Source organism: Paenibacillus sp. FSL M7-0656, from assembly GCF_038003225.1.
Taxonomy (GTDB): Bacteria; Bacillota; Bacilli; order Paenibacillales; family Paenibacillaceae; genus Paenibacillus; species Paenibacillus amylolyticus.
Window position 1 is genome coordinate 860,794 of record NZ_JBBOOT010000001.1, and the last position, 12,864, is coordinate 873,657.

General features: G+C 47.5%; 9 protein-coding genes. All 9 read right to left on the reverse strand.

Going from position 1 to position 12,864, the window contains the following annotated elements; all coding sequences use genetic code 11:
- Positions 1-29 precede the first annotated feature (29 nt).
- The 9 genes from MHI01_RS03650 to MHI01_RS03690 all read right to left on the reverse strand — a co-directional run bounded on the left by MHI01_RS03650 (position 30) and on the right by MHI01_RS03690 (position 12,862).
- Positions 30-1,688 (reverse strand): ABC transporter substrate-binding protein, encoded by a 1,659-nt coding sequence (locus MHI01_RS03650; protein WP_101313765.1) that lies wholly within the window; start codon positions 1,686-1,688, stop codon positions 30-32.
- A 20-nt stretch (positions 1,689-1,708) separates the two neighbouring features.
- Positions 1,709-2,638: a carbohydrate ABC transporter permease gene (locus tag MHI01_RS03655; RefSeq protein ID WP_036615892.1), complete on the reverse strand. Its 930-nt coding sequence runs from the start codon at positions 2,636-2,638 to the stop codon at positions 1,709-1,711.
- Between the two features lie 27 nt (positions 2,639-2,665).
- Positions 2,666-3,520 (reverse strand): ABC transporter permease, encoded by an 855-nt coding sequence (locus MHI01_RS03660; RefSeq protein WP_036671100.1) that lies wholly within the window; start codon positions 3,518-3,520, stop codon positions 2,666-2,668.
- Positions 3,521-3,795: 275 nt separating this feature from the next.
- Positions 3,796-6,147 (reverse strand): helix-turn-helix domain-containing protein, encoded by a 2,352-nt coding sequence (locus tag MHI01_RS03665; RefSeq protein ID WP_036670956.1) that lies wholly within the window; start codon positions 6,145-6,147, stop codon positions 3,796-3,798.
- Positions 6,148-6,441: 294 nt separating this feature from the next.
- Entirely contained in the window at positions 6,442-8,148 is a 1,707-nt protein-coding gene (locus MHI01_RS03670; RefSeq protein ID WP_036670954.1) for an RICIN domain-containing protein, read from the reverse strand.
- Between the two features lie 11 nt (positions 8,149-8,159).
- Entirely contained in the window at positions 8,160-8,363 is a 204-nt protein-coding gene (locus tag MHI01_RS03675; RefSeq protein WP_036670952.1) for a hypothetical protein, read from the reverse strand.
- A gap of 58 nt (positions 8,364-8,421) precedes the next feature.
- Entirely contained in the window at positions 8,422-9,369 is a 948-nt protein-coding gene (locus MHI01_RS03680) for a carbohydrate ABC transporter permease (RefSeq protein WP_036615897.1), read from the reverse strand.
- A 17-nt stretch (positions 9,370-9,386) separates the two neighbouring features.
- On the reverse strand, positions 9,387-10,232 hold the full coding sequence (locus MHI01_RS03685; protein ID WP_082219083.1) for a carbohydrate ABC transporter permease: 846 nt from the start codon (positions 10,230-10,232) through the stop codon (positions 9,387-9,389).
- Positions 10,233-10,285: 53 nt separating this feature from the next.
- Complete coding sequence (locus MHI01_RS03690; RefSeq protein WP_340982552.1) at positions 10,286-12,862, reverse strand: DUF5696 domain-containing protein; 2,577 nt, start codon at positions 12,860-12,862, stop codon at positions 10,286-10,288.
- Positions 12,863-12,864: the final 2 nt, after the last annotated feature.

Here is a 12,864-nt window from a genome sequence, read left to right on the forward strand (position 1 = left end):
TCCCGCTCTGTATGATTCAGATACTTTAATTATTTGGAAACAGAAGAAGTATCATAGGAAGACTGCATAATCTCCAGATATCGATTCATGTTCAATCCCTCCAGGCCTTTCACATATTCATCCCAATCCTTATCCAGACTTTTGGCGCCAGTAATAAATTGCAGGGCGTTCTGATCGATGTAATCCTTGAGATTGGTCTGCATCATGCTGGCTTCATCAGCTTGGGACGGATCTACCCACAATGCCCAATGAGGGAAAATCTCTTTTGGTTCCTTGCCCTCCATTAACAATGTCGCCTCATAGAGACGTCGCTCACCACCATCATTGGCATAGATGTCTGTCCCCTGTACTTCGGAGTCCCGATATGCCTGATAATGATTGTACTGACTCAATGCAGCCCAACTGTCATTACGAGGTTCTTCTCCAGAAGGAAGCGGAATGGCTTTATATAACGGCTCAATCTGATCATTGAGCGCCACTTCTCCTTCTTGTGGTTTGCGCCAGCTTACGCCCTCTTCTCCCAGATATGATGCCATGGTTCCTTCCTGGGTATAGAGATAATCCAGTAGCTTTATGGCCGCGATCTGTGTTTCCTCACTGGCTTTGTTTGTCAGTACAAAAGACGCTCCGGGATCAATCGGATAGTTGTACGTAGCATAAGCAGCATGGGGTCCCTTCAATGGAGGGATGGGATTGTAATCATTCCCGTAAGGAGAACCTTCGGCAGTGGTTACGAATAATGATGGATGCATCGCTGCTCCCGCACCGAGAAGCTGTGCATCAGCGTTATCTCCAATTTTTTTGAAGGCCCCGACGTTTTGGGTAAATGCCCCTGGATCAATCAACCCTTCATCGTACAGGGATTTAATATAGGCAAGCCCTTCTTTCCACTCCGGTTTGTTCACTACGGTCTCCACTTTCCCCTGATTGACAATGAGATAATTCCGATCGTCGTCATAGATAAAACCGTTCATCAAGTACGGAATAATGTGCACACCGAAATTTTCAGTCGAACCGCTTAGCGGTACTTCGTCGGCTTTACCGTTCCCGTTCGGGTCTTTCGTTTTAAATGCCCGAAGCATTTCCTTAAATTCTTCTGTCGTCGTGGGTTCGGTCAGGCCTAGTTGTTCCATCCATTTGGTGTTGACCCACATCTTGTTGGGGTATGAACAGTGAAAACATTCATTCAGACCCGTCAGACCATAGATATTTCCGTCAGGAGCAGTGTTCATGGCCCGATAATAGTCATTGCTCTCAAGTACTTTTTTAATATTGGGAGCATGCTCCTCAATCAGATCATTCAGCGGCAAAATAACCCCCTGCTGACCAAACTTCAACAAGTCTGTCTGGGAGAAACGATCTACCCAAGGGATGAGCAGATACAAGTCCGGATAATCACCGGAAGCCAGTGAAATCTGTCTTTTCTCCGCTGCACCGTCGAATGGAACCGTAGTCCAGTTGAACTGAATATCAAACTTCTCTTCCATTTTCTTCGTGAATTTGTTAGTGGACAGGTTGGTATCCGAACCCTGGTGAGCAAACACATTAATGGCCGTCTTGCCTGACGGATCGCTGCCTTCCCCGTTCCCCTTATCAGAGCTTGAACATCCGGCAAGTACCAACGAGGTAAACAGCATACAGGCAAGAATGATGAATCCCGCTTTTTTCAATATAATCCTCTCCTTCATGAATAATAGAAAAAATGAACTTATCCTTTAACTGAGCCAATCAGCATACCTTGCACGAAATACCGTTGAACAAAAGGATAGATGATTAGCACCGGCAAGCTGGCCATCACAATTAACGAGTACTTCATGAGTTCAGCCATCTGCTGCTGTTTGATCATTTCCGATGCATCCATGCTCCCCGTACTGCTGTTCAGAATAAGAATGCTACGTAATATCAGCTGTAGCGGATAGAGCGACTGTGATTTCAGATAGATGAGGGCGTCAAAGTATGCATTCCACTGACCGACAGCGTACATAAGTGACAACACGGCGATAATCGGTTTGGCGAGTGGCAGGATAATACTGAAGATAAACCGGATGTCACTGCAGCCATCGATGTCTGCTGCTTCGGACAATTCTTCCGGTATCGAATTCTGAAAAAAGGTACGGGCAATGATGACTTGCCATACCCAGACGGCATTGGGAATCAGCAACGCCCAACGGGTATCAATCAGTCCCATGGTTTTGACCACCAGATAGGTAGGGATCAAACCGCCTGAGAACAACATGGTGAAGGTAATAAACATCATTAACGAGCTGCGACCAACAAACGTTTTTTTGGATAATGGATAAGCAATCATAATGGTCAGTGCCACGCTGATGAAGGTGCCGCAGGCTGTATAAAAAAGGGAATTGGCATAACCGGTAAGGACTTGATCATTCCGCAATACAGACTTGTAACCGTCAAACGTCAGGTCAATGGGCCACAACCAGACTTTTCCCGAGGAGACGGCAGCAGGGCTGCTGAGCGAAGAACTCACAATATATATCAAGGGATACAGCACGGCAATCAGCACCACTGTCAACATGAAGTAAACAACCGTTATAAATACGCGGTCTCCCCAGGATTCACGAATCGTACTGCTGCTCTTGATCCGCGAACGACCTGCATTTGTCTGTGTGTTAGGCATGGGTTGATTCTCCTCCTTTCGCTCCCGTTACCATAAGCTTGTATTGGACAGTCGCTTGGCGACCGCGTTTACAATTAATAGCAGAATCAGGTTAATCACCGAGTTGAACAGGCCAACCGCAGTAGCGAAGCTGTAATTGGCATTCAGCAATCCTATTTTATAGACATACGTGGAGATGATCTCCGAAGCAGACAGGTTGAGCGGATTTTGCAGCAAATATATTTTTTCGAACCCAACAGCCATGATATTCCCTACACTCAGGATCAGAATGATGACGGCTGCCGGAAGTAGTCCAGGCAGATCAACATTGATGATTTTCTGTATTCGGTTGGCTCCATCCACTTTGGCGGCTTCATACAGGGATGGATCAACACCTGCCAGAGCAGCCAGATATATCACAGCGGAGTACCCCATTCCCTGCCACACATCGGAGAATACGTAGATGGATCGAAACAGTCCAGGCTCACCGAGAAAATTCACTGCTTCGAAACCAAGGGCGCCTGCAATCGTGTTGACAATACCCAGCCTAGGAGACAGAAAGAGCATAATGATGGAGACCATAACAACGGTAGAGATGAAATATGGAGCATACGTCACCATTTGTACTGTTTTTTTGAATCGTATGTTTTTGATTTCGTTCAGCGCGAGCGCCAGTAATATAGGAATCGGGAAGCCAACGATCAGGCTGTAAAACGAAATGTAGAGCGTGTTCTTGATCAGCATGACAAACGCCGGATTTTTGAAAAGTAATTCGAAATACTTGGTTCCGGCCCACGGACTGCCCCAGATCCCCTTGATGACGTTGTAATCTTTAAATGCCAGGACCGCATTCACCATAGGTACATACTTGAAAATAATAAAGTAAGCAATCGGTGGCAGGATCAGTAGATATAGCTGCCAATGTCGCCTCCAGCTTCTGGATAATGCTTGCTTCAAGGCAAACGGTTTACTTGGTTTCTCCACGGACTTTGATTCACTGGTCATTGTGGTTCTCAGAATCATCCCCCCATTCTTGGCTCCAAATCGTGGTGAACTTCAGCTCAACTTGGTAGCGCTTACTTTTTGAGTAATCATAAGATTGCGCTGGGCATGCGTAAAGGTACAGTTACGCTGAGAAAGTACAAATAGCGAATATAGTTCCCGAGAAACAGCCTACATTAACCGCTATGAACGTCCATTTTCCGAAATACACTCGGAGAAATACCGCGTACCCGCTTGAAAGCTCGGCGGAATGAATGTGCACTATTATACCCGGTGGCCTCCGCTATCTCGTCAATGGTCTGACCGGTGGAGTGCAACAAGTTCGAGGCAGCATCGATGCGTACCCGTTCTACATAATCGGAAAGATTCTCTCCCGTATGTTCTTTGAATAGTTGGGATATAAACTTCTCGGACTTGCTCATGTGCTCGGCAATCCGATAGATCGTCAAGTTTGCATCCCCATAATGTTGTTGGATAAAACAAATCATTTCGCTTACAGTATCCGCATGTGCTCCTGCTCTTCTTCTCTGGAAATCACCGCAGATGTCTTCCGTTAACCGTTTGAACTTTGCCCGCAGCGAAGTAATCGTTTCTGTCATCTGAATGGATGTCACCCGGGTTTTATATTCCTCCAGCAGGGAGGCATCCAACTTGAATTTGGGTTCGTCCAGCTTCAGAAAAGTCCCCTTCAGCTCCATGATGAACTGCTGTGTCATCTCGTAGGACAGTTCCCGCTCCTCTAAATTACGAAGAAACAATTGCTCCAGAATACGTACCGCCTCTTCAGGCTCCCCGACTTTGATTGTGTTCAGCAGGCGCTGTTCAGACTCAATCGGATAATAGAACATTTCATTTTCCTTCATCGTATCTTCAAATCTCACCAGATGATCTGTTCCCATATGAATGGCATAATCCAGAGCTTGTTTGGCTTCGTCAAAGGAACGCCCTGCATCATTCCAGACCTCGTATGCTGCACCTGTGCCAATTGTTGTGGATATCCGATGCTCCCGGTAGATCACTTCCATCAAGGTGTTCAGCTCTTTTTCACATCTCCCTATAGCTTCATTCAGTGAGTTCTCATCCAATGGACAGGCAAAAGCGATCTGGTCTGTTCCCCAATCCGTGATCAGCAGCTGCGCATTCCACTCTGTAAGTACCTGTTTGATGAGCAGCCTTGCGACACCCAGTTCATGGATCGTTTCTTCACTGTCCGGATTGGCATATCCGTTTACCTTCACTAAGCCTGCCAAGCCCTTGCTGCTATGAAGAGAAATGTGCGCCTGGGATGAGATAACCTCCAACTCAAGTGAGGTATAGACTTCTCCCGTTAACAAACGTTTGATAAAACCGTCTCTCAATAACGGAATCTGCTCATTCATGGCGTTTTTAAGTGAGTCATTATTAGCAATGAGATTGTTAATATGGCTTGCCAAAAAATCATATTCATTGCCCCGTCTGCCTGGGGAATCGGTGACTTGTTCCCGAAAAGAGGCCAACAATCTGTAAACGGGTGCACTATTCCGATAGGCGAGAACCAGCCCGAATAACAGTCCCAAGGCAATGGTTGCCAAAGTAAAGACCAGCGTGACTTGTTTGATTTGGTCCGCTTTTGTCATGAGTGCTTTCTCCGGAATCCCCGCCATGTAATTCCATCCATTTTGACTGGACTGCATCGATATCAGCAGCCGACCATCACTTCCAGGCTGTACATTCTGCACGTTCAGCTCCGTTTCCGCAGCGTTATCTTCTCTCTGGCGACTCTGTGCCATTTGCTCGGCTTCGGCTTGTTCAATGCCATGGGAGAAAATGATCTGTCCTTCCGCATCAGTGACGAGAGTCCAGCCGCCATATTGATCCACAATATTTTGAGTAAGGCTGGCCATCTGATCCTGATCAATCATGACACCAATCGTCGCTTGCGGTTTGTTGAAGCTGTTCAAAGGCAGAGATTGCAGAAAAGTAATGGCGGGAACGTCTGCAAGCACAGTGCCGAGTATTTCACGTTTATAGTTTCGAAGCGGTATGATTTCATTAAAGTGTGGTTGTTTGAGAATTTGGTCATGCCATTGTTCAAACGACATACCGTCCAGCTGATTGGCAGCATAATAATGCTCTGGACGATAATACACAGTTCTTGGTGTGATGATGGCATTGTAGTTCGGAATGTGAATGAAGAAATGGGACAAGTAATCATTGGTACTGCTGTACATGGAGAGGCTCCGCTGCATACGGTTCATACCGTAGACATTGTAGAGATCATGCGGCTTTGGGCCAGCAATTAAATTTTGCAAATCGGGATTGACGGCAAGCTGCCTGGTAAAGGCTTCAACTTGAAGAAGGTTACGCTCAATGATCTCTTTCCCGAGACTCAGCGACTTCAAGCTGTTTTCAATGGAACTGGAACGGGCCGCTTCAATAGAAGCTCGGTAAGAGGCATATCCCGCAATTTGAGGAATCATCAGAATGACAAGATACGAAATGAGGAATCGGCGGAACACGGGTGAAAATTTGGACCATAGGAGCTGCATATGTACCCTCCCTTTTTTTATCGAGCGCTTACATTTCTCTGTGTTAAGGTAGCTGTTCAATGATACACCGGGCATTTCTTCCTGGTGAAGGTACAACTTCTTCCTTATGGTACATTTACATACTGTAGCGTACAATGCTTGCATGAAAATAATTGTTGGTCTGCGGGTTAGCGCACAAATATAGTTGTATTTTACCTTCGCATGACATCCATCACAAAGTATCAAAAATAAACGCAAAAAACCTCCCCAAGACATGGAATGACTTGAGGAGGTTTTTGTTTAATGTTGTGCTTATTAATTGCTAACGGCAACAAATTTCCATTGTTGGTTTGTAGCACCTGTGTAGGTGTTCTGCTGCAGCAAGGCTCCATCCGAAGTGGAAGCGTTTGCCACTTCAATCGCTTTATTGCTGTTCACGTTGATGATACTCCAGTACCCGTTACCAAGATCGTTGACCTTAAAATGCTGAGCGGTTGTGTTCAGATTGCTCATGAGTTGAACCGCTTCCCCATTGGTGATGGTACCGTTGCGAATATCGATGACTTTGTCCGGTGAGTTCACACTTGTCAGTGTATAGTTGCCGCTGCCGATCGAGGTCAGAACCCACTTCTGAGGGTTACCGCCCAGATCACTCCACTGCTGGAGCTGAAGATTATTTTCATTTTGACCACCAGGAACATCAACAACTTTGTTGGAATGCCGGGCTACGATTTTATAAGTTGCACCGGATACAAGACCCGTTGTCGGTCCGCCGCCTTGTCCACTGCCCGGGTAAGTCTGAGCACGTTCATGGTACCAGTTGAACAGGAATCGTCCCATGGCACTCCGTGAAGCATCTCCATCCCATTTCAGTCCAGCCGTTGGGTCGGCAAAGGAGCTTCGTGGTCCTTCACTTAGAATGAATCCGTTCATATGAGCTGCAATGCTGACATTACCTGATGCGTTGAAAATCGTTTTGGTATTGGTGCCAAAACCTTCATTGCTACCATTAAACAAGTTCCAATAGGCCGAATCGCCAGGTTTGTTTTTGAACCAGGTTACCTCGGTAATATTAATCGGATATTTGTCAGCAGCTGCCTTCACGTTGGTATTCCACTGGTCTTGCAGGATAGAGAAGTTGTCATATGCGCCATAACCAGGGTACCAGTGAACCGCATATCCATAGTTATTGAGCGGATCAGTCAATGGATGGCTTGCCGTCAAGCTGTAAAATTGGTTGTATCCCAGACCTGCCGCCCAGATGACGTTGTCCGCACCTTTGCTACGAATTGTTGAAATCATGGAATTTTGGAAATTACGCAAGTCATTCCAGTGATCCACAAAGTCATTTTCCCCGTTGTATCCACCCCAATGTCCATTGGCATAGGATTTCACCGGTTCGTTGATCAGTTCGAAGTGAACGTTGTCTGCACTTTTGATCTCCGGGCGTGAAGCGAGATAACCCCAGATTTCGTTGAATTTTTGCAGGTTGGCAGGTGTTGTTGCCTGATCATCCTTCAGTGTGAAGTCCAGTCCCAGGACAACATAGACACCTTTTGTTTTGGCATATTGAATGTACGGAATAATTACATTTTGCGTAACGGTCTGCACACCGGCAAAGTTATATGTACCAGCAGCCACATCTCCCATGTCCTGACGATCGATGAACAGACGCACCTGATTCATATTCCAGCCATGATTGCTTCCGTACTTCGCGCTGGTGTCAGCAAAAGTATCGGTAATGTCTTTCAGATAAGCCAGTGTAGCTGCATGACGGTTATTGCCGTGCAGATTGAGATAATAATTGCTGTCCTGATATGTCCAGTAGGCACCTGAGGGTTGATGCCAACCGTTCAGTAGCACAGGCTGGTTGTTGCTGTTCACCAGGTTTTTGCCGTTTACGTGCAGCTTGCCCATCGGCATGCCCACCCATGCTTCGGCACGGCTGCCTCCCCATGGAGCAATTGTGATCAATAAAGCCAGAATGAGTACAAGTTTACAAGATGTCATGAACTTCTTCACTTTAATTCCTCCTAATCTGATATATTGCCTTGCAATAATGCGAGGTAAGTTCCGTCAGAGTATCTCTGATCAAACAGATCGCTCAGGGTCGGCGCCCGCTCCCGCAGCCCGTTCCACACCAGCAGGGGGATCCTGCGCAGGGAAGGATCCCCCTGCTGTGAGCAGACGTTCATGAGATCGTTACATGCCCCCTTTTCACAGATGGAATGTTGCATGAAGTTCCTCCTCCCTCTTCCAGTCTGATCCCACTCCAAACGTACAGAAGAACTTAACTTAACCGACGATTCCCGTACGCTCTACACTCTCTACGAAATATCGTTGCACAAACAAATAGATGATGATCAAAGGCAGAATGGCAAGAAGAATTCCTGTATCCTGGATCATACTCAGATAGAACGGATCGGCTTGGGAAGCTGCACCGTCAGTAACCTGCTGGGCCAGATTATACGGAAGGGACGATAACTGAGTCGACATGACTTTACTTGAAGTCAGATAAGTCGTCGTATAAAAGCTGTCGTTCCACTGCCATACGAAGGAAAACAGCATGACTGTTACCATGGACGGAATGGCATTGGGCAGCATGATTCTTGAAAATGTTCGTCCGATGCCCGCGCCGTCCACATAGGCCGCCTCCTCCACTTCCTTCGGAATACCTCTGAAGAATTGCCGGAAGATAAAGATGTACAAACCGGCTTTAAGTGAATTGGCCGTAATTGCCGTCAGAATAAACGGCCAATAGGTATTAAGCAAATTAACAGGTTTGCCGGCTATAAGCGTCATAAGCCCCATCAGGTCAAAGCTTTTCAGATTCAGGTATACCGGAATGAGAATGGTCGTTGGCGGTACAAGAATCGTTAGAATTACACCAGCAAACAGCCAGTTGCTTCCCCTGAATTTCAGTCTGGCGAATCCGTATCCTGCAAGTGCACAGGATGCTGTAGTCAGCAGTGTAGTCGTTGCAGACAGGGCAAACGTATTAAACAGCGTTGCCCAGTAATCCATTACGCGTATCGCCTCTTTGAAATTGTCGATGGAGAAGTTCTGTGGAATCCACACCACCACTGCCGAATACAGATCACCTTTAGCTTTGATGGATGTGGAAACCTTCTGAAATATGGGAAACAGGATAACGAAGGAAAGCCCGGTAATCAGAACGAATCGGATCATGGCCCACAGCCAGCCTTTCCAATGCTCCAGCGATAATAATCGTGATGTTGTCACGTGGGACACCCTCCTTTCTAATCTTGATAGAAGACTCGCTTCGAGAAAATGATGTTTACGATAACCAGAATGATGGCAATGGCCAGAAAGTAGACCCATGCCATGGCAGAACTTAATCCAAAGTCAAATTTGACGAAGCCGGTATCCCGGATCAGTTCCGTCATGGCGTTATTGGCAAACGAATCAATGATTGTATAGATCGCATTGACAAAAATAAGCGGGCTGACCATTGGGAACGTAATTTTCCAAAAGGCTTCATAACCCGTTGCCCCTTCCATCTTCGAAGCCTCATACAGTTGAGGGGAAATCGTCTGGATCCCTGCCAAAAAGATCAAAATCTGTACACCGGATTGACTGACGATCTGATAGATCCGATCTACGGCGCTACTCAGATACGTAACGATCCAATCGCTCACTCCGGCGTTAACCATCAGATTTTCGAGTTCAAATGTCCCGAGTGAGCTTCCACCTGTGCTACTCTGATTAACCGCTTCAATCAGGCTGGTGCTCTCCAGTGTCATAATCACTCCCGATGCCAGAATAACGGGCAGGAAAAAGATCGACCGCGCAACAGCCCGGCCCCTGAACTTCTGATTCAGGATGACGGCAAGGAACAGACTGAATATAACGATAAGCGGTACGTTGATGAGCACGTCTGTGATCGCCTCAATTAACGCACGGTTAAAGCTTGTATTGACGGTCAGCGCCTGAATATAATTGGCAACACCGTTGAACTGAATTGCTATGCCTTCCGCGTTAGCCTGAATTGTACTCATGCTGTATCGCAGAGAGGCTAACAGCGGAATGAAGAAAAACAACACAAAACCAATGAGCCAGGGAAGCACGTAGATTACGCCCCACATGGCTTTCTGCTGAGCATACGTACGACTTCCCCATTTCCATTTCAGGAGCGTCTTCAGAGCTGCTCACCACCAGTCACATAGCTTTGGGCTTCCACTGTATCGTTGTCAACTTCTACAGGGAAGTCGTTATAATTGACGATTACGAACCCGCCACCTTCATATGTTGTCCGGAAGACGCCCTCCTCCAGGGATTCATGGGACATCATGGAACGTCCAGCAAACGGTTGGTTCACCTGGTTCACCTCGTTGTAGATCTCGGCAGCCAGATCGATCCATTGTTCATAATTCGCCGCGTAGAGATCATCATAATCCGTTTCTTTCACAACATGGTTTGGCGCATTGAACCATGCAAAGTAAGGACTGGCTCCATATTCAATCAGCTTCAGCACATATTGCCTTGCATTGGTATATGTGGAGAGATTGTATGGCGTCCCCGTATAACCGATGCTGCCGTGTACAACGAGCTGATAGAACGGAATCTCTTCATCCTCCAGCTTGAAACGACTGCTGGTCATCGGCGCATCTGTCAGACCAGTTACATACGGCAGGGCATAAGCGTTCCCGCCTTCAGCAACAAGCGAGCCAGCCTGCTGCCCGATCTGTTCAAGTGCCTTCTTTACGGAGCCAAGCGCTTGTGTTCGGTCCACCAGCTTTTTCGGATTCATATCGCTGTTTAACTGAGCTGCCAGATCATTCAGGCTTAGTGAGAGTCCATCCTTTTGAAGGGACCTCAGCTCATCTAACATGTCTGCCGTCACGTCCTCCAGCTTGTTGGGCGAAAGCACATAGGTTGGTGAACGATCCCGGTCCCGCCGCTGGATGGCCTGGTTCATCGGATACAAGACCGCCGGTTCCTGAGTTAATGTGCGTGAAGCTTCCTTGGACGGTTTAAACCCTTTTTTGGATTGCACATTCAGCAGAGCGATATCGGGATAGAAGCCGATGCCCGCTTCTTGTGTGTATGCGCTGAAATCCCGCAATCCCTTTTTCCCGCCTACCGCGCCATCTACTTGGATGGAATCCGGCAGTCGATGATGAAGTCCGCCGTTAAGCCATCCCGCATAGCGCACCTGAATATTGGATACCTTCTTCTCCGTCAAGGCGGAGAGAATGTTTTTGGCTTCATCAAACGTGGTCAAAGCCTCCGTTGAATCATACGGTATGCCCAGCATATGCTGCCTTGTTGTCATGCCGCCGAACAGTTGCAGATAAAAGGGAACGTTACTCTGCTCTTTGCTGGCGTTTAACTCGGGAAGTCCGCCGTTTTGCATCAGATAATCCCGATAGAGAGATGCAAGCCCCGAGTACGAGGCCTTATCTGCCCCGACAAAAGCATATCGAACGACGAAATCAGACGCGGTCGGTTTCTTCTGGAATTTCGGAAGTGTACGAACCATATCACTTGCCTGAAGGGTCACATCGCTCTTGTTCACCACATAGAAGCTGGGATATACGTTGTTGTAGCTGTTCAGCTTGCCGCTGATATCGGCATTCACAACTGCAACGGCATCCCCTTCTTCAATAATGCCCAGAAAAGCTCCCTCTTTCCGAATCAGTCCAAATACCGGCAACCTAGCTCTGGCTTCATTCGAACTTGCTTCCCGTAGTTTCATGGTCATATCCGGTCCATATATATCTTGTTGATAGGCAGGATACTGCAGCTTGCCATTGTTAAAATGGATCAGCGCTCCCGAACCGTCCGGAACCAGTATGGAGCCCTCTTCTTCTGAACCCCCAGCCCCGAAGTAATCCATTACAGATATGCTGTTGATCGGATATTCCTCCGGAAAATGAATGCCTGAGGACGGAACACGTACAAGCAGATCCTCTTCATCCAGCTCATATTCCATCGTAAGCATAAACAGCCGTGGTCCACTTCGTTCCTCTTCAATGCCAAACTCGGCATGATCCTGAGCCAGATCCTCCGATGTGTAACCGGCTGTGTCAAAAGCCTTCAAGGCCCGGGACAATTGCAATCCTTGCATCGCCTTATCAATCCGGACGTAAGCGCCTTCATCCTTGTCTTCCGCATAGCCGACCTTCAAGGCCCGTTGCCCGGCCTTGTCTAGCTGTGCAAGCAGCCTTTGTTCAAATCGCTCCTTGCTGATCTTCATCGGCAAGTCTTCTATGGATCGCTCAGTGCTTCCAAACTGGTAGTGGACCCGCACGCCGCTTGGCAGCACCTCGTAGCTTATCTGCTTGTGTGCAACACTATCCGTGAAGGAATTCACGGTGCTGCTCTGTCCGAGGCTGTTGAAGAAGCTGAGCTTCGTTTGTGATGACAATAGGTCTTTGTTTATCCCGGCTGCAACCCCATCCTGCTCACGATCTGCAGGATTGCTGCGCCAGATCTGGCCGCTCTGCGTGTGAATCACTGCAATCTCGGCAGTCTCTTCGTTAATGAACAATTGCAGCGCAGCATTCTGCGCAATGCCTACCATGCCGGGAAGGCGGACATCGCTGAACGATGATTTCAGTTTCTCTCCGGGAGGCAGGGAGGGAAAGTCCGTCGAATCTGCGGCAGTCACTGTCTCGTGAGCGAGCGGTGTTGGCGAGAATTGACAACCGCCCAGAAGCAGACTGCCCGCGAGCAGCATTCCTGTTATTTTTTTGGCTACGGTATAATTCATAA